The organism is Parasutterella sp. (assembly GCF_057870745.1).
Genome location: NZ_DBMALT010000048.1, coordinates 1 through 18130 on the forward strand (window position 1 = coordinate 1; position 18130 = coordinate 18130).

The window sequence follows — 18130 nt, forward strand, 5'->3', positions numbered from 1 at the left end:
CGATAAGTTTAAAATTAAAGTAAGGGTAAAGGAAAACCGCTCTGTTCATTTGGGCGGCAATTAAATAAGATTAACCACTAAATCGTTACTAAAGACAGGGGGGGGGAAGACGGTAAGCCGGAAAAATTTGACGAACTAAAGACTTTCTTGGTAACTAAGGACACCGTCGGATTCAAAGGTCTGAGACAAGGTAGTTCGTTGATTATTGCGTCTAACGGTGAGAAGAAGCTTTTTGAGTTTGTCGATATTCTTAAGGTTACAAAACTGAAACCGTGAGGTTGCAATTAGAGGTTGAAGCAAAAACCAGTCCGAAGCATGTGCTTTATTTTTCTGCTTTTCTTTTGTCTAGCCTGAACCTAAAAATTCTTACTTAAAAACATATAGATAATTATTTCACGTTATTTAATGTTATTTAATTTCTATCCGTTGTTTTGTATAGTATTAGACGTAGGAGGCTCTAGATGGGCGCGAAATGGACAATCACAGGTTTGACCTACGACAGGGATAAGGCTGAGAGAAGAGTTGATGGTAACAATCCTCAGGTGAGTTGCCCTGTTTTGTTTTCCGCTCAGTGTGCCAGCTTTACTTGTTTCATGACTTCTGACATTAATCCAAGTATGGAGAGGTCTCTTATCTGGGAAAAATCGCCTCAATTGTTTCTAGATGCCGAAGAAAAGGAGGCTCCTGATGGTCGAAATGAACGTTCCATTGTTGCTTCGGCTTTGTCCGGCCCAGAAGTTCTCGAGCTTTTGAATGCTGAGGCATATCTCAGGCTTTCAAGAATGGAGATTGCGGACAACAAAGAGGAACAACTCCGTTATCTTGAAAAGCTCAGCTTGATTAAAAAGTCAGGGTTAACGTATGATATTCCGCTTTTTAGCGCCTACCTCTTAGCTCGAAATTTATCGGACTTCGATCGACTGGCTGGAAAGCGGGTTCGGATTGTCTCATACAGCGGTAACGATAATTTGACTCCTGTTGTTTGTGACAAAGAGTTCAAAGAAGGAATCGTCGAGGCGTTTAAATCAGTCTACCGGGAGCTCAATGGTTTGATTCCGGGCCGCGAACGCATTGATCCAGAAAGCGGAAGAAGGTTAATTGAATTCTCGATACCAAAAGCTGTCCTTAGGGAGGTGCTTTGCAATGCCTTTGCTCACCAAGATCTATCTTCCGAAGGCGACGGGATACTTGTAGAAATTTATAAAAATAGAGTCGAGATAACAAATTCAGGCAAACCAGTCTTGGATCAACTTCATTTTCTTGATGGCGGTCCCGTTACAAAGAATGAAAAAATTTTTACTGAAATGAAGAATCTTGGCTTAGTTGATGGACAAGGCCACGGCTGGAGAAAAATCGTTAAGGAACTTGAATCTCGTAGTCTTCCGGCTCCTGGAATTAAGGTCAGGAAAAATTCAATAACAGTGACGCTTTGGTTTGAAAAACCATTGAAGCTCCTTTCATTGGATCAAAGGAACTGGACGGTATATTTGCACACCGTGCTGAGATATCTGCTCAACGAGCCTGCGAATAATGCGTCTCTCAGACAGAGGCTGAATTTGCCTGAGTCGAAATCTTCCACCGTTAGCAAGTTGTTCAGACAGACAGCAGAAGGAGATCTTGTGAAACCCTTTGATAAGCATTCTTCCAATAAGACAAAGAGGTACGTTCCTGTTTGGTGTCAGGACTCGTCTCAAAGTCCCGTGAAAACTAAGGATTATGAAAAGCTGAAGCTAGAAAAAGAGAAGACAAAAAACTCTCAGAATCCCTCGTCAAACAAAGCCTTCATCGACCAGGAAGACGAGCAACTTATTCAAAAAGCCCGTCAGCGCTTGAAAGAACAGGGATCTATTCGAGTCAGGATTGAAGACTTGTGATTAGCGCCCTTACTTTGATATACGGAACCGCAAAAAAAAAACTGGTGCTCCCGGAAAACCAGAAATCGACAGTGAGGAATTGGATTTGATCAAATGCAAACTGACAAGGCAATGGCATTACGATAAATACAAACAGGAGTTCTTATGTCGAATCTGATTTCCGCGCAGTCCACTTTAAATGACAGATACCAGACAACGATCCCCGAAGTCGTGAGGAATGTTCTGAATTTAAGCAAGAGCGACACACTTGTATATTCTGTTGATTCAGACGGGAAAGTTGTAATCAGCAAGTTAACTAGTTGTGAAGACGATCCCGTCTTGAATAACTTTTTAGGTTTTCTTGCCAAGGACATAGAAAATTCTCCGCAGAACTTAGTTCCTATGACAGTTGAGAAGTTTGTGAAAATTTCTTCTCTCGTAGAAGACATTAAGATTGATCTCGAGACTCCTTTGGATTCAGACGATGATGAATGAAAAGTCTTCTTGGAGGATATTTTTTTCAACCGGCCTCTGAGAAACAATTTTCTTCTCTGACTGCTAAAGTAGAGCTTTTGAAAAACAAATATCCTGACAGTTATCAAAAGAAAAAAAGTACAAAAATTCTTGCAGCCATAAGGCAAATAATCATCACGTTATCTATAGACCCGACACAGCCGATTTTCAGGCAGGGAAAGACGTTGGGAGATCAATATCTAAATTGGCACAGGCTGAAATTTTTCCAGCAGTACAGGTTATTTTTTCGCTATCAGACTTCAGCCAAAATCGTTGTAATCGGTTGGGTTAACGACGATTCAACATTACGGGCCTACGAATCAAAAAACGATGCCTATAGAGTTTTTGCAAGGATGCTCGACAACGGCAATCCTCCTTCAAATTGGGATGAACTGCTTTCGGCATCTCACGAGTGCGATTTTGAACTTTGAACCATTTACAGAATGCCTATAAAAAGCCAAAAATCAGCGGTAGGCAGGCAATAGATTTAGGCAAATAAGCTCCTTAAGTTCTTAAGAATTTAAGGAGCAGATGATTAATTCTTTACTTCCCTTTCTATTCGAGCTTCTCGGTAGCCAAGTCCGCCTGCAAGAGAATTAAGTAACAGAGTGCTCATTCCTCTTTGTCCATCGTGGTAGCCAATAGAAGCGTCGTTAATACGTTCTTGTCTCAATTCAGTCATCGCATTCTGGTTCATAAGTCCTATTGCATTTGCCTCTTCCTGCTCATCAAATTTCTTGTTGAAATCTTTTAATCCCGCGTTTAACGAGGTCGATAAGAAGGAGGTGTCCTCGGTTTTGTCTATGAACGAAGTTGCTAGTTTGCCGATCACTTCTTCCCCCTTGCGCTGCAAAGCAGATAAGGAGTTTTCTCCTTGACGTTTAAGAGCGTTTTGTTCAAGACCGTTTTCTTGTATTTGTCCGGGACCTAAGTGACGGACATCTGCCGCACGGTCGTAAGAATCTGCGGCAGCTGAAGCACCTAGATACTCTCGTTTATCAGAAGAATCAAAGAGGGCTTTAAGATGCGATTCTGCAGACAGGTTGTCTGATGATAGTAATTTCTGCATAACCAAGATGTCGTTATTGACGGCAGTTTGATTCGTTCCACTCAGATTTTCCGAGTTGGATCGAGAAGCCGAGAATGTTTCCGAAAGCGTTCGGCTCCGATCATTAGAGGTGCGATAGGCTTTATCCAGTGCCGCGGAGAAGCTTTCAGCAGCTCGGCGCATTTCATCATTTGAGGTCGAGGCGGCAATTTCTTTCGCTGTGCCCTTGAGTGCATGGTAGGCTTCAGCTTTCTGACGCTGGGTCGCGGCGCTTTGAGAGCCTGTTGCAGTGTCTACGAACTGCTGAGCAGTTTTTGCTTCCAGTCCGATTCCCATTCCTGCAGCTTCAGCTGCTCCGCGAAGATGGGACATCGCATTTTGCACATGACGTGCAACAGGTTTTCCTTCGGAATTTTTGGCCTGCGTCGGTACGGCTCCCAGTAAAGCCGGACTTTGAGCAGCAGCTAGGTTTAGAGTTTCAGGAGAAGTTGAAGAAGCTCCCTTGGCATCTTTGGCCGCGTCCTTTGCAGCATCTGTTGAGAACTGAGCTTCTCCGCCTCCGGCTTGAAGTTTTGCTCCGCTCGCGAATGACAAGTTCTCGGAATTAGATAAGCCTCTGGATACAGTTGAAGATTCTCCTGAGCTCTTCGAATAAGAAGATGAAGACGAACCGGCAGTAGACTGACCGGCACTCAGGCGTTCGGACAATCCTTGGCTCATGGCTCGAGCAAATTCTCGGCTGACTGCATTTGAAGAAGAAGCTGCCGAAGACAGAGAAAGGGCTTGAGTCTCAGAAGCAGTCAAAGTTGTTGCGGCAGAGGAAGCAGTGCCCGTGGTTCGGCTGTGCGTTAATGCACCGGAAGAAGAAACACCTAAATCAATGGAGGTTCGAGCCATTCCTGTTACGGTTCCCGTTTCATCTCTCGTGACGGAGCCATAAGCTGTTTGGGATTTAGAAGCATAAGGATCACTCCAAGAGGAAGAAAGATCGGATTTGTTCGCTGAAGCCGAGTTCATGGACGTATTTCCCATAGAGACGTTTCCGGCATTGAAGTTTCCGGAGGCCGCTTGAGCGGAGGCGCCGGAAGAAGCGCCTTGTGCAGGGGCCATTAAACCTGTGGCCATAGAGACAAAAGCCATATCGCTGCCTTTGGCAAGTGCAAAGGCAATGACGGGAATCAAAAGCATGATGCTTCCGGCAATGGCTTGAGAAGTGGCGCCTGCCTCACGAATGATTCCGGCAGCGAGCAAGGTACTTCCGCCGAATTCTGCAGCGATTCGATTCATCGGATTGGCATCTACGGAAATCATCAGATAGTTAGCAACGGAGAGAAGCGGCGCCCACAGCTGGAACCAAATCAGCAATACAAAGAATGATCTAAAAACCGCGCCTGCGGCGCTTCCCGCTGCCACCATCAAAAGGAGCATTAGAGGGAAGGCGGCAATAACGATGAATTCAACGCAGTTGCGGATTTTGGGGAGACTGTGTTCTGCTAAACGGGCCAATGTGCGGTAATTAATTTCGGATGTGAGATTGGCTTGTGAAGCGGAATATTTAGCGGCGAGATCCAACGGGGCGCCGGCCTGCGCGGCGATGGACGCCATACCGCGCGGAAGCGCGGTGAGCATGACGGAATGCTTGAGGCTTTGCTCCAAGGAACGAGAAACACCGAGAAGAAGTGCTTCGCTTTGCGGAAGGGTGCGCCGAATGACATCGGCGGGATCTATTCTTTCCGGGACTAAGACAGTACCGAGGCGCTTGGACAAGAAGTCGAGTTCAACAGTGTTGAGATGCTGATCGAGGCTTTGGAGCGCTTGATCGCATCTTTGAACGGTGCCGTCGGAAGAGACGGAAGAGCGAGCAGGATTGATCCAGCCGTCTGCGGAAATCGTGGCCCAAATGTCGCCTGAGTGGCTGAGCTCAGCCGCTTTATCAGGATGATCCAAGAGTTCGGGCCCGATACAGTCGGCAATGACACGATCGGTTAAGGCTCGGCCTTCGGGTGTCACGGGGCCGGCGGCTAAGAGACTATTTAAAGCACGCTGAGGATAGACCAAGCCGAACTTAGAGAAGCGTTCCGCGTCCGGCAAAGAGAAAGCGGTTTCGAAGCTTTCGGTGAGGAAATGGCCGATCTTAGAAGTGGCTGAAGCAAAGAAGCCGACGCCGAACGGGACGTTGCTCACGACATAAACATCCGCGCTTCGTTCGTCGTGTATAGCGACATCCACTTTAGGGACGAGCATTACAGAGTAAAACAGGACGGCGGCAAAAAGATAAACCTTTGAAGCCAACCCCTGCCACTTCAGAAGGGCGCCGGTGAGCGTGACAAGAAAACCGGCAAGAACGGCGGTTTTAAGGAGACCTTCGTAGGAACTTCCTGAGCAAATCGAAACCAAGGCTTCGAATAAATCTCGGATTTGGCCTCCGTTCCAGTAGGCGTAATAGTCCATCACCATTAGAGGTTTTCTCCGAAGGAAAGATTGGCCGCTAAGTCAGCAGCTAATGCGCCCTTGACACTTCTTTCCAAATGTTCAATCTGCGTAATGAAAGAGTGGGCTCGGCTCATCTGCTGAAAGACCGCATCGCTGCGCGATGCGATGTCTTTACGAACTTCATCGATTCTTGCCTCAATGACTTTTAGGTGTTCGGCGGCAATGACACCGGTTTGAGAAGCCGAAGAGGCGGAAGCTGCGGCCTTGATGTCTAAAGACAGACGATCCATGGCTCGGATGACGGCCTCAAAGGCGGCCGCTTCGACATAGATCCGCATGATGTCTTGAGAGAAGCCTAAGTAGCGATGAGAAGCGGTGGCATTGATGAGACGGATTAAGGGGATGGTGGAAGAGGAAGCTAAAAGCAGCATGTCGGCTTCGGAGACAAGATTTGGGTCTCGGCGCAGGATGGAGTTTCTGTAGTTAGAGGCGGCCTTCATGAACTCGTAGGGAAGATTGACTTCATCAAGCGTGGTCTTTTTAACAGACAAGCAGCGGTCATCGCCGTCTTCTTCCACACAGCGGAGACGGAAAGCTTCGCTTTCTAAAACTTGGGTATCGGGGCGTCCGAACAGAAAACCTACTAAGTCCTGACCGGCAATCGGGATGGCGCGGGTGACGGTGTCTTTGCCGCTGCCTTCTCGGACATAAATGACGGTGCCCACGAGCGTCATCATGAGTTCTTTAAGCTCTTTGCTGTAAGAAGCATTAAAGCTGCCGCCGGAAAGCAGAGACCATGTGAGGTTTAACTCCGGAGCATCGACCACATTACCGCCGGAATCTTTACGGGTCGGCGCGTAATCTAAAACCGCTGCGCCGTCGGTTCGGGTCTTCGCATCGGCCTCAGAGGCGTCGGAGACGATGCCTGAGGCTCGCAAAGCATTGCGGGCGTCAAAGCCTGTCTTTTGAATCCATTGTTCTGCACCGCTCATCTTTAAGAGGTTTTGTGCGGAGGTGCAGGAGTCTTGGAACATGTTGGTGTATTGGCGAATCATGTCACGGAAGCTTGTGACTTGTTCATTAAGGTCAGGCGCTAAAGACTGAAGAGCAAGCTGGAAGGCTAAGCCGGGAAGTGCGGTACCGATGTTGCGTAAGAAAGCGACAAACTCTTCTCGAGAAGGAATACCGAAGGCGCCAAGAAATAAGTCAATGCCGCCGCAGCCGGCAGACAGAGAAGGCGGCGTGAAATAAAACGCATTGAAATCTTTGCGCGGAGCTCGATAGACAAATCCGCCGCCTGTGACGGTATTCATACCGGAAGACTGATAGACACCTGCCGGTGTGACGTTGCCTTGGTAAGAACCGGCGGCCGAATAGAAGTCTTTCATGAAGCCTGCGGAAGCGTCAGCCGTGAAGAGACAGGTGCTCAAAGTCAAAGCGGAGAAAAGTTTTGTGAATTTACGGGTCATGGCTGAAGAGGATTAAAGGGAAGGAGCGGCGGCAGGCGCGGTTAAGACAGTGTTCGGAAAAACGTCAGGGGCAGACAAATTTGTGGTCTTTTGCACAGAGTTTGCGGCCTGCGCGCCGCCGAAAAGCGACTCTCCGGGCTTGCTTAAAGCCAGTGTCTGAATGCGGCTTAGCATGTCTTCAAGCGAAAGCACACCGGAAGAGACCAAGTAAGAGGCGGATTGATCGCGTTTAACCATAAAGAGCGCGGGCACTCGGTCCAATCCCATTCCGTTGGTTAAAAGTTTGGAGACACCGTTGTCCGGCAGCGCATCCGGGAAATGATCATTAGGCGAGCCGTCAAGAGAGACGGCAAGCACATCAAAACCAAACGTATCCTTGAGCTGCTTGACCAACGGAGACTGGAGAGCGCAAAAGCGGCAGTCGGAGCGATAGAAATACATCAAGCCCCATTCTTGGGCGATCTGAGGAATCTGTTCTTTACGAGTTTGGTTTCTGTCTTCCTTTAAGGAGACCTGAGCGAAGTTTGCGGCCGGATTGAGGGTTGAGAAATCAAACTGCGGGTTCTGCCAAGAAACCCGACGGTTCATGTCGGTAAAGAGGGCGGCTTTTTCTTGGACGAAGTGGTTGACCTCTTGGAAGGCTAAGACATTGGCTTCCGTGGGAAGAAAGGTCGCGTTCTCTAATCGTTTGGTGTACTCAGCTCTCAGTTCAGCGGCGCTCAGGATTAAAGAAAGATCTTTAGGCGCATTAGGATCCGGAGCTTTTTTCTTTAATTCTTCAGGCGGATAGTAAAGAAAACCTCGGTCATCTGAATTCCAAACGTCTTCTTCCCAGAACGAAGCCGCCAGGGATGCAGGCGCGGCGAGTGTTAAGACAAGCGATAAAAGAAGACAAAGATTTTGTGGTCTTTTGCACATAATTAGAGGTTAGTTTTTAAGATTTTTAGAAGGAGCTTTAGACGATGAGGGGCGGGTAGGCGCTGTCGGAGTACCCGTGAAGTTGGGATCGACGACATGCGAAGAACCGACCGACGGCGGGACATAAGCACCTAAGTCTTTATCGACTAAATTCTTGGTATGGGTCGTTCCTCGGTCTTGGGCGGCAGCGGAATTGAGTTCGTTCTTTTGGACGATTAAGGCTTCGAACTCAGACACGTCCATCGCGTCAAAATCCAAGCGTTCGAGTTCGTCCTGGGTAAAGCCTTCGCACTGAGGGTTTTGCGCCGAGCCCCAGCCTTTGCCTAACTGAGGACGGCCTTGTTCCTGAAGGATGCGGGCAAGAGGCGAGTTGTAGCAGCAGTAGCTTTCTTTTCTTTCCACGCAGGTGACGACTTTCTTAGAACAGTAGGTTCCGACGTAGTGGCAGAGCTTCTGGCCTTTCTTGAGCATTAAGGTTTGCTCTTTAGGTTCGCACTGCAGATAGTCCAATGCAATTTGGACGGCAACGGACATGGCGAAAGAGGTGGGGTCAAAGGTGAAATACATTTGGCCCCCTTGGAGCGTCATTCCGAAACCATAGAAAGAGAGCGACGGATTGTAGATACCGCTCGTTGCATCGCCGTAGAGCATATTCAAGATGCCGGAGGTAGCGTCAGAAGCTGACAAGACGTCATAAACATAAGGACTGCCGATGTATTTGACGGTTTCTACCGTCACGTCTCCGGCAAATCTCATCGCTTTGCCAAAAGCAGACGAATTAGCCGTTCCGGCTTTGACTTTGGTATCGCAGCAGGAGAAACCTAAGACTTTCTTGGAGCATTCGTCGACTTCTCCGTTAAAGAAGCGGCCGTTGTCGTAGTCGCCGTAAAGGGCGCCTTGGCGCGCTGTCTCAAGCATTGTGATCACTTTAGAGAAGTCAGAATCGGCCGGGTCGCCGGAGCCCTCGCAGATGCCGTCCAAGCATTCGGTGGGACGGCAAATAGTTTCTGTGACAACGGAGCCTTCCTTTTCTACACAGCGATAAGTGTGGGCGGTCGTTAAGCATTTGCCTTGGTCATCGACCGCAATGCATTCGGAAGAGACTTTGACGCAGTCTTTATCGGCTTCGAACTTACCGCAGTCGTTTTTGGTTTCTTCGGAGCCGTCGCCTGAGGCTCCGCAGACATAGACGTGTTCATACTTCCAACAGTCTTTATAAACCGGGACGCCGTTGATGATCTTTTCTGCCGGGCCTTCGACGCATTCGGTTCGAAGCACCGTGCAGGCCGGATTATCTTTAAGGGGAAGACAAGTGTCCGAGGGTTCAATGGCGCCGATGACAATGTTTGAATCAATGATGTCGGCGCCGGGGGCAGAGATTTCCGAGTCGCCTTTGCAGAAGATTTCCTTTTTATAAGCAAGACACTTCGGGCCGTCGCGTTCGATACAGGTTGATTTACGGACTTCGCATTCGGGGAGCTTTTCTAGGGCTTCGCACGAGTTTTCGTTTAGGGATTTGGTGCAGTTATAGATGTATTTGCGCTGAATGCATTCGCCTTTATCGTTGGTCTGCATACAGGAGTAACCGGAGGCTTTACAGGTCATGCCTTCCGTTGCAGTCTTACAGGCTAAAAGATCAAAACCGGGTTTAGCGGGTGTTCCTTCCGGCGTAATGTCATCGCCTTCAATCGGATCGGTATTGACGCAGTGGTACTTCTGCGAATACTGCGCGCAGGTTCCGTCGGCACCGACGCGCTCGCAAACTTTTTCTCCTATGGGCTGACAGCCTTTAGAGGCGAGGATTTGGCAGCTGTTGGAGGCGCCGGGAGCAGCGCAGGCAAAAGCGAGTTCTTTCTTCCAGCACTCTTTATAAACGGCTACGCCGTTAATGATTCGTGTCTCAGGACCTTCGATACATTTCTCTTCTGCGATATAGCAGTCGGGATTGTCTAAGAAACTTGAACAAGTCGTCGTATCCGTTCCGGATATAACGGTATGAGAACTATCGAGAATTTCGATGTTTTCTGTTTCTTTTGCTTCTTCGGAACAGATATAAGTACTGTTCCAAGACATACAGGTACCGGTCAGGCTGTGACTCAGACACTCTGCTTTTGTTTGACGACAACCCGGTGTTTGTTTTAGGCCGGAACAATAATCGACAGTCGAGCTTGAAGTGCAGTGACGCGTGGTTTGATAGTTCCAGCATTCACGCCAAACTTCAACGCCATTGATGAATTTGGAGCCCGGGCCGTCGACACAAACTTCGGGGCCGTCCGTGCAGGCGGCACGGACAGCCGCTGAAGAGAGGACGGTCAGGGAGGACAAAAGGACGATTAAAGGAAGACGGATCATGATTCGAACTCCACGACCTTGCCGTCGTCGCTGACGCAGGTGGTGCGCCATTTGTCCAAGGAGATGTCATTGACGTTTTTCTGGAAAGAAAAACGCTTTTGGATGGAACCGGAGTAATCCCATTTACTCGGACGGGTATAGATGTCCATCTTGATATCGACGGTGCAGTTGACTCCGATGCAGCGGGTTTGTCCGGTCCAGACGCCTTTGCAGTTCGAGAAGTAATGTTCGTTCTGAAAGTCGGCCGCCTGTATCTCAAAACCGAAGTTAGCGGAATTTTTAACGTTGGTTTCTATGCGAAGTTTGGGGATCAGATCATTAGAGCATTGATATTTAAGCTCGATGACGTCTCCGCCGTTGCAGGCATCTTTACCGAGCGAAGACGAAGTCTCGGACTGAGCCTCAAAGAACTTGCCGATTTCGCATCCTGAGTATCCGACCACTTCCAGATATCGATTGCATCGATAAGTGTTTTGTTCAAACTGCTGAGTTTTACAGCGGTATTGATACGTACTTTGGATTTCGACTTTTTCTCCGACGTGGCAGGTCTGAGGCGGTGTATGGAGACACGTGTAGTCTTGGCTCGTTTCGTTGTAATCGGCGAGACACTCAACGGTGAGTTTCTTACCCGTTCGAGCAATACATTCGAAGAGCGTTGAGACGTCGAGCTTTTCTGTCCAGCCTTCAAAGCAGGACTGAGTAGAGCTGCCGACGGTGGTTTCTTCGCAGACTGCAAAGTCGGTCTGAGGCGGCCGGGTCGTTGTGATGGTTTCGCAGATTTCTCCTCCGTTGGGCGGAAGATCCGGAACTTTATTTAAGAGATGATCGCGATCCGCCAAGATATTGTCGAAGTCGGATTCCTCCCATCCCGGCCGGGAATGTGTGTCGTAAATTAATTGAACTGCACGGCAGTCCATAGACGTTTGCGACAAACAACCGTCGGCTTTAGAAGAGCCGGGTGTTAAGAGATTGCCTTGCCCTTTGGCAAACAGGTCTTTAAGTTCCGATACGTCTGCGCCGTATTCCGGAACCGTACCAGAAGCAGAGCTCTCTGTGAGGATGTCTTTGATCGACAGCTTGGCCGCTTCTTCTTTAGCAGCATCCATTGCGGATTGCTTATCGTAAGCAAAAGCTTGGCTGCTAAAGAGCATTAAAAGAGCAGAGCTGAGCAAAGCACGAGGAAAAAGGGTACACATTATGGTCGGTTCCCAAGTTTGACGCGAAGCGCGCGGGCGGCTTCGCCGACGGAGTCTTTGCGATCGGTTAGACGATCCAAGGCGTATCTCAACGTCACGTCTCCCGGGACGACAACGGCTTTTGCGCTTTGGACGCAGCCGTCCGAGGAAGCGGAGCTTTCTTCTTTGATGATTAAAGCGGGAACCTGACGAATATTGAATTCGGAGAATAGTTCGGGATTGAGCTGGACGTCGGCGCCGGAATCGATTAAAGGCTGAAAGGCCGAGAGCGACTGAGGATTAAGGAGCGGGAGTTTAGAGTCAGAGGGTCCTTTGGTTTCCGGAACGCCGCGAAAAACCAAAGGCACGCCGGCGTCTTTGACGTCACGGGCCAAACGCTCTAAGGAAGCCTCCGGCATTGAAAAAGACACCAAGACAAAGGCCTGAGGCAGAGGCTTTTGTGTGGCTACTTCAGGATCTCTCATCTGCTGAGAGAGTTCGGAAGAAGCTTCAAGGACATCTTCGATCATCCAAGGTTCCGAAGCAGCAAAGGTGATCAGCGGACAAGTCATCAAGGTGCTCAGAAGGAATTCGAAAAAGTACGATTTATTCATAAACGAATTTTTGAATAAGTGTGTTTAATTCAAAAAGTTTTATCTGGGTTAGATCGGATGGAGCATTAAGATTTGAAAAAGTAATCTCTTTTCAAAGATTGTTTTGAATTGGTGTGGATATTTCAAAATCAACTCGGCTGAATGCCCGCACCTTGGCAACAGTCCCGTTTGCGATAGATGAGGTAAGCCGCATCTTCTCCGCCGGAAGCCCAGGTTTTGCCGGAATGCCAAAGGGAAGTCGAAGCGCCCATCGGATAACAGCATCGTCCGTCTTGTTTACCTGTCGTTCTTGACGGATACATCATCTGAGTTCGATAGACACGTTTATCCATGATGGGTTCCAGATAAGGACCGCACTGGCCTTTTTCTCCGTAGGCCGCCCACTGAAGACCGGAGCGATGGAGTTTCATCGTGAAGCGCGCGACAAGCAGAGAAGAAGCTTGAGGAAAGTGAACATGAGAGCCGACCCAGCCGGTTAAGGGAAAGATTCCGCCGTGGCATCCTGCACACCAATAGAGTTCAGAAACCGGAAGCGAAGACGTTGCCGCCACGCAGTCAGCGGCGCAGGCTGCAGCCGCGGCCGGATTGGCAAAGAGCGAAGCATCCGGATTTAAGAAGAACGTAGTGACGGAATCATCCCAAAGCGGATCGAGTTCTGTCATATAGGCTAAATCCCATGCGGACTGTTCCAGACATTTCGTGTCGAGGAGAACTTCAAGGATAAAAAGCCAAGGCGTGAAGTACCAATGCACTTGATAAAAGGAAGAGCGCTGAGCTGAAGTGGATTTATTAGGAGTACGGCCGTGGGCCGGTGCTCGAATACCGACATTTAATTCCATTCCGCCGAGCGACGGAAAGCAGTAAGGCGTGCGAACCACTTCGGCGGTTCTTAACGGTTCCCAGAAGGACATATTGAGTCCCACGGTGATATTGGCGCCGGAAGCACAGAGACAAAGACGATTGGCATCGGTTTCCGGATCGGCATTGTTTCCGGAAGAAAGCGTAACGCCTCCGAGCTTGATCGGGAAAACACAGCTCCAGCAGACATCCGTGATCGGATTGATGATTCTGCCTTTGCAGTTTCCGGCAGAAGCGGAAGCTGCAAAACAGAAAGACAAAAGGAGTATTAGAAGAGAGCGTTTCATGGCTGTGGCATCAAAGAAAGGAGTTCGGACAATTGGTCGGGCGCAAATTCGGCGCCTTCAGGGCCTTCCGGACCATTAAAGAGAAGAGCAGGAACGGCTTTAATCCCGAAGACGCGGACGAGCGCACCGCCTTGGTCAAAAAACACACGGCGATTGAGCTTTTCCGAGACTTCTGCCGGGGTGCCGTTCACCAGAACCACCCGCATGTCCTTTTGAGATTGATAGAGCTTTTGAGCGGTACCGATAGACTTAGCATCCTTCCCGTCAATGAAGAGCAGTGAACGAGACAGATGCGGCATCGGGACGGACTGAGCCTGGCGAAGAAGAGATTCGGGTAGGGTTTCCGGGACGGAAGCAGACAATTCCCAAACCCGTATTTCCGTGGCTTTCTTCAATCCTGCAACCGGTGTCGGGTGTTCCAGTTCTCTAGCAATACGATCTTTGTTTTGGTTGAAACGGCGATCGTATTCACCGGACGCTTTCATGGCACCGACACGAGATTTAAAGGCTTCGAGAATGTCGGGTTCAGCAATATCGTGCAGCGGACCGAGCGGTTCGAGGATTTCCATTTTCGGTTTAGGTGCGCTCTCCTGAGAGCAGGGTTTGGCAACGGTAAACTTCACCGAAGGTTCGCTCGAGGCAACACTGTAGGCGGAAATGCAGACGATGGAAGAGGCGACAGCGCAGGTTGAAAGAATTGCACGGGTTAGGTTCATGACAATCTTCAATCATTAAAAGAGAGGATGAGCTCTGCCGCTGAAGCGGCAGCGATCAATTAAGCCGAAGGATTCATAACGACTGTCGTAAGAATCTTTGTGCGTTCCGCGCACAAAGTATTGGTCTTCACCTAAAACCTGAGGTTGTGTGGCTTCCAGAGGATTACCGTTCAGAGCGCGTTTTTTGGCAGTGGTCAGTTCTTTGCCGTCGCAATAGAACGTCCGGTTCTCACGAGTCAGCGTTTGGCCGGGACCGCAGACCACTTCCTTGATAAAGGTCAGACGGTAGCCGCCGACAGCAGATGGCTTAGGTTCAAAGGCAACGTAATCTCCGACTTTGACGTCTTTTTGTCCTCGCTCAATAACAAAGAGCTTGAAGGGCAAGGAATGGGAGCGGTTCATAGCGAGATGCCAGCGGTTGTTTACGAGACTGAGGATTAAGAAGACAGCAAGCCATATCCATCCGAAGCGGCGAACATGGTCTTTGAGCCGATGCCAAAAGACTCTTGGGTGGGCTTTCATGCGGTTCATCGTTTGACTCCGCTGTTTAATCGAGCTTCGATCTGCTGAAGCTGATTGCTTTGCTGCTCGGCGGAAAGGCCGAGTTTGGCGGAAAGGTGTGCGGTGTAATCAGGTAGTTTTGCGTTAGAAATGACAGCTGAAGAAACCAGAAGAACGCAGTCGCATTCGTTTTCTATCTGGGTAAGTTCTTCTTTGAGTCTTTTAGCGAAGCGCTCGGCTTCCGCCATGATTTCTCCTCCTCGTTTGCCTTGGGAGACGACACGAACTTCATTGGCTTTAACGACAGAATTGAGGTTAACGACCGCAAAGCGGGGACGATTAAGAAAGTCGGAGATTCGGTCCTTGACTTGGTAAGCACCGAAACCCAGTCCCACGCCGATAGAGACGGCGATGGTGACGGAGAGGAAGGAGATTTTCATAGGATTAAACGGAAATAGGAATGAACTCTTGGAGCTAAAGGAGCATTAAGGAGAAGAAGGATTAAGGGATGAACTCGCCTTGACCGCGTTCTAAAAGAACCGCTTCGATGGCTTTTCTCATCGACAGTCCTTCCTTGCGGAAGCGATTGATATCGCTGATGTCCTTCGGATGCGTACTCATGACCAACAGAGAAAACGGATCGAGAATCAGACGATTCACAGAAGTCGGCGCATCGCCGATCTTGACCAACACTTCGGAATAAACATCCCTCAGACCTTTAAGAGAACGGAGCTGCTGGAATTCATAGTCGTCTAAGCCGAGCTGAGATTCTTTTTCGCATTCACTCAAGACGGATTCTTTGAGCTTCATGATGAACTTGCAGTCGGCGTTGTCTAACGCTGCTTTAGCAGCAGAACTTTTCCAATAGTCTCCCGGTCCTTGCGTACCGGTAAAGAAAGCGCCGTTTAATTTACGGGCACGGCGGTAGCCGGCCTCAATAAACTTAGAAGAATGTCCTCGGACCATTAAGTCCCAGGCTTCATCGATGATGACAAGTTTGGACTGGGAACGCTCGCCTCTTCGCATCTCAACGTCTATGAGATACATCAAGAGCATTAGGACAACGGCTTGAAGAGACTTCTTTGTGTTGAGCTGTTCCAGCTCAAGCACGATGAAGTGATTGTCAAAGTCGATATTGGCTTCTCCTTCAAAGAAGGAGGCATAAGCTCCGCCTTGTGCATAGGGCATGAGCTTGACGCCGAGGTCCACGAGACGTGGATCGTCTAACGTCTTTTGTTCTTCTGTGGTTAAAGAAGCGTAATAGGCTTCCCACTCAGGATCATTAAGACGAGGATGAGCACCACCTAGCCGTCCGTTATGAAGCAGGGATCGAGTGAGGTCGGTAATCGTCGGAACTTTGTTCAGCGCTTTGGCTTCATACCAAATATGACGGATATGGATCTGAAGATGCGAGAGCATTAAGTCATCGAGCTGTTCATTAGAAGATGCCATCTGAGCAATCAGAGGCAGGACTAAGTCCATATCGGCTTCGATATTTTTTGTGACGGAAAGAGGATTAAGACAATCAATCTTGCCGTCAGCACGCGGCGTATCCGAGAGTTCGATCCATTGACCGTTAACGCAGTGACAGAGTTTTTCGTAGCTTCGGCCGATATCAATCACCCAAACACGACCGTTAGAGCAGAGTGTTCCGAGGGCCAGAGAATTCAGCATGACGGATTTACCGGATCCGGAAGATCCGGTCACGATGCCGTTGTAGTTGCCGTGAGGATTAGCGAAAGGATCAATATGCGTGATCTGACCTCTGCGGGAAAACAACGAAAGAATCGGCGTCGGCAGAAGATGTCCGGCACGAGTGCCCGAACCCTTCCAGTCTCCCAGCAAAGGCATCGTATTGGCGGCATTGGCACTGGTCTTCGTCGAGGAGCGTTTGGCGAGTTTTACATCATGCGCAAGCAACGGGCCTCCGGTCATCGGCAAAGAAGCCATTAAGCCTTGAAGATGCATTAGGTGATCCTGCATGAGCTCAATCGACATCTTCTTAAAAATCCCGATCGCGGTTTGAACTTCATGGGTGACATTCTCCGTTGTCGGGAAGATCAGGACTTGGTGCGAAAGCTGGACTAAGCCTTCTCCGTGCTCAAAAGACTGAACTGCAGCTCTCCAGTCTCTGGCTTCTTCTTGAAGCGTCGGAATGAAGCGGGCAATTTCTGTGGCAGACATTTGTTCAGCTCGAGCGCTTTTAAGCTGAGCATAGCTTTTGCCTTTCTCATAAGACGTTTTAGAGAGGTAAGTCGTTATGAGGAACGGACTGGAGAAGCCTAAGGAACCTTCCACATCTCCGGCGGCTCGTGCCATCTTATCGAGCGAGAAGCTTTGCGGATAACTGTGAGGTGAGAGACTCACCGCTTTGACGTTTAAAGGGTGATGAGCAGAACGAAAGACAATCCCGTCTTCTTCCACGGCAATCGTAGTTTCATGAGAAACCATCTGCGCACGCGGTTCTCGTGCGGTATCCACTTCGGAAAACGACCAAGCACCGTTTACAAAAAGCTGAGGATTAAGAATGAGCGATAAGGTATGAACCAAAATCCGCTCATCCCAGACAAAAGGGGTGAAATGCCATTGGTTCAAGGTGGACACCATGACCTTGCGAACCAAAAGTGTATTGTCTCTGGCCTCGGAAGCAAAAGGATCCTTAGCAGGGATGACAACCGAAATCCAGCAGCGAAGGTTGCGGCCGAGGATGGGCAGAGCCGGATGGGGCGCCTGAGTCGCAGAGCGCGAGAGAAATTTTGCCTTGGCTTGCGTCATCGCGGACAGCAAGTCCTTCTGTTCGGCGCGTGCCGGCGTATCTTCCGGAGTCGGTCGAAGCGTTTGGCTTCGGACAAGTTCTACTAAAGGTTCAATAAAAGGAGATCCGAAAAGACTTACCTGAACCCCGGTTCCGTCCGGCAGGATTGATCCGATCATGTGCTCAAGGCTCTTGGCCATATTTAATGACGTTCCGGTTTGTGGAGCCACTTCAATGACAAAGCCCAATCCTTCAAACGATCCGTCCGGGGCGGCAATGACACAGAGCTTGTCGCTTTCTTCAAACTGCGCGTAGGGCAGTTCGTCAGCAAAGCGGTCAATACGCAGAGGCGCCTTGCGGCGCGTCGGCGTAGAGCCCGGATGCGCTTTAAAGTTCGGTTTTAAGTCTTGGAAGGCAAAAAGAGAGGCCGCAGAAGACAGAAAGTTCTTGAGCTTCATGAGAAAGATAAGGGACGATTAAAAGACAGATTAAGGTTTGCCGGTAAAGCCAAACGCGGGAAGCTGTTTGAGCTTTTCTCGTGTGCGCCCAGCATGGCGCACTTCTATAGGGTGAGAATCCCGAACCCGCCCGATGAGGGGAAGGGTTAGCGACTCGGCAAGGGCGTAGTGGCAACACTA

Annotated in this window: 14 protein-coding genes; 3 read left to right on the forward strand and 11 right to left on the reverse strand. The window is 49.3% G+C overall.

The window, feature by feature from the left end:
- Positions 1-461: 461 nt before the first annotated feature.
- From ACZND6_RS11005 to ACZND6_RS11015, 3 genes are all read left to right on the forward strand, one after another.
- Positions 462-1874 carry an ATP-binding protein gene (locus ACZND6_RS11005; RefSeq protein ID WP_293738355.1) on the forward strand — a complete coding sequence of 471 codons (1413 nt, stop codon included), beginning with the start codon at positions 462-464 and terminating at the stop codon, positions 1872-1874.
- Between the two features lie 144 nt (positions 1875-2018).
- Entirely contained in the window at positions 2019-2348 is a 330-nt protein-coding gene (locus ACZND6_RS11010) for a type II toxin-antitoxin system PrlF family antitoxin (protein ID WP_118631879.1), read from the forward strand.
- Positions 2345-2797, forward strand: a complete 453-nt coding sequence (locus ACZND6_RS11015) for a type II toxin-antitoxin system YhaV family toxin (RefSeq protein ID WP_293738353.1) — start codon at positions 2345-2347, stop codon at positions 2795-2797. Before ACZND6_RS11010 ends, ACZND6_RS11015 begins: the two co-directional genes overlap by 4 nt.
- Before the next feature lie 104 nt (positions 2798-2901).
- Here ACZND6_RS11015 and ACZND6_RS11020 read toward each other — a convergent pair whose 3' ends face one another.
- From ACZND6_RS11020 to traC, 11 genes are all read right to left on the reverse strand, one after another.
- On the reverse strand, positions 2902-5871 hold the full coding sequence (locus tag ACZND6_RS11020) for a conjugal transfer protein TraG N-terminal domain-containing protein (RefSeq protein WP_300874894.1): 2970 nt from the start codon (positions 5869-5871) through the stop codon (positions 2902-2904).
- Positions 5871-7316 carry a conjugal transfer protein TraH gene (locus ACZND6_RS11025; RefSeq protein ID WP_293738351.1) on the reverse strand — a complete coding sequence of 482 codons (1446 nt, stop codon included), beginning with the start codon at positions 7314-7316 and terminating at the stop codon, positions 5871-5873. Before ACZND6_RS11025 ends, ACZND6_RS11020 begins: the two co-directional genes overlap by 1 nt.
- A 12-nt stretch (positions 7317-7328) precedes the next feature.
- On the reverse strand, positions 7329-8234 hold the full coding sequence (locus ACZND6_RS11030) for a conjugal transfer protein TraF (protein ID WP_293738350.1): 906 nt from the start codon (positions 8232-8234) through the stop codon (positions 7329-7331).
- 9 nt (positions 8235-8243) lie between these two features.
- Positions 8244-10586: a conjugal transfer protein TraN gene (traN, locus tag ACZND6_RS11035; protein ID WP_489524680.1), complete on the reverse strand. Its 2343-nt coding sequence runs from the start codon at positions 10584-10586 to the stop codon at positions 8244-8246.
- Positions 10583-11782, reverse strand: a complete 1200-nt coding sequence (locus tag ACZND6_RS11040) for a hypothetical protein (protein WP_489524681.1) — start codon at positions 11780-11782, stop codon at positions 10583-10585. Before ACZND6_RS11040 ends, traN begins: the two co-directional genes overlap by 4 nt.
- Entirely contained in the window at positions 11782-12375 is a 594-nt protein-coding gene (gene trbC, locus ACZND6_RS11045; RefSeq protein WP_417149859.1) for a type-F conjugative transfer system pilin assembly protein TrbC, read from the reverse strand. Before trbC ends, ACZND6_RS11040 begins: the two co-directional genes overlap by 1 nt.
- 128 nt (positions 12376-12503) lie before the next feature.
- Complete coding sequence (locus ACZND6_RS11050) at positions 12504-13520, reverse strand: TraU family protein (RefSeq protein ID WP_337948372.1); 1017 nt, start codon at positions 13518-13520, stop codon at positions 12504-12506.
- Positions 13517-14236, reverse strand: a complete 720-nt coding sequence (locus tag ACZND6_RS11055; protein WP_337428091.1) for a conjugal transfer protein TraW — start codon at positions 14234-14236, stop codon at positions 13517-13519. Before ACZND6_RS11055 ends, ACZND6_RS11050 begins: the two co-directional genes overlap by 4 nt.
- A 15-nt stretch (positions 14237-14251) precedes the next feature.
- On the reverse strand, positions 14252-14767 hold the full coding sequence (locus ACZND6_RS11060) for a S26 family signal peptidase (protein ID WP_293185630.1): 516 nt from the start codon (positions 14765-14767) through the stop codon (positions 14252-14254).
- Positions 14764-15177, reverse strand: coding sequence for a hypothetical protein (locus tag ACZND6_RS11065; protein WP_300874915.1), 414 nt, complete (start codon positions 15175-15177; stop codon positions 14764-14766). Before ACZND6_RS11065 ends, ACZND6_RS11060 begins: the two co-directional genes overlap by 4 nt.
- A gap of 61 nt (positions 15178-15238) precedes the next feature.
- Positions 15239-17950: a type IV secretion system protein TraC gene (traC, locus tag ACZND6_RS11070; RefSeq protein WP_489524682.1), complete on the reverse strand. Its 2712-nt coding sequence runs from the start codon at positions 17948-17950 to the stop codon at positions 15239-15241.
- Between the last annotated feature and the right edge of the window lie 180 nt (positions 17951-18130).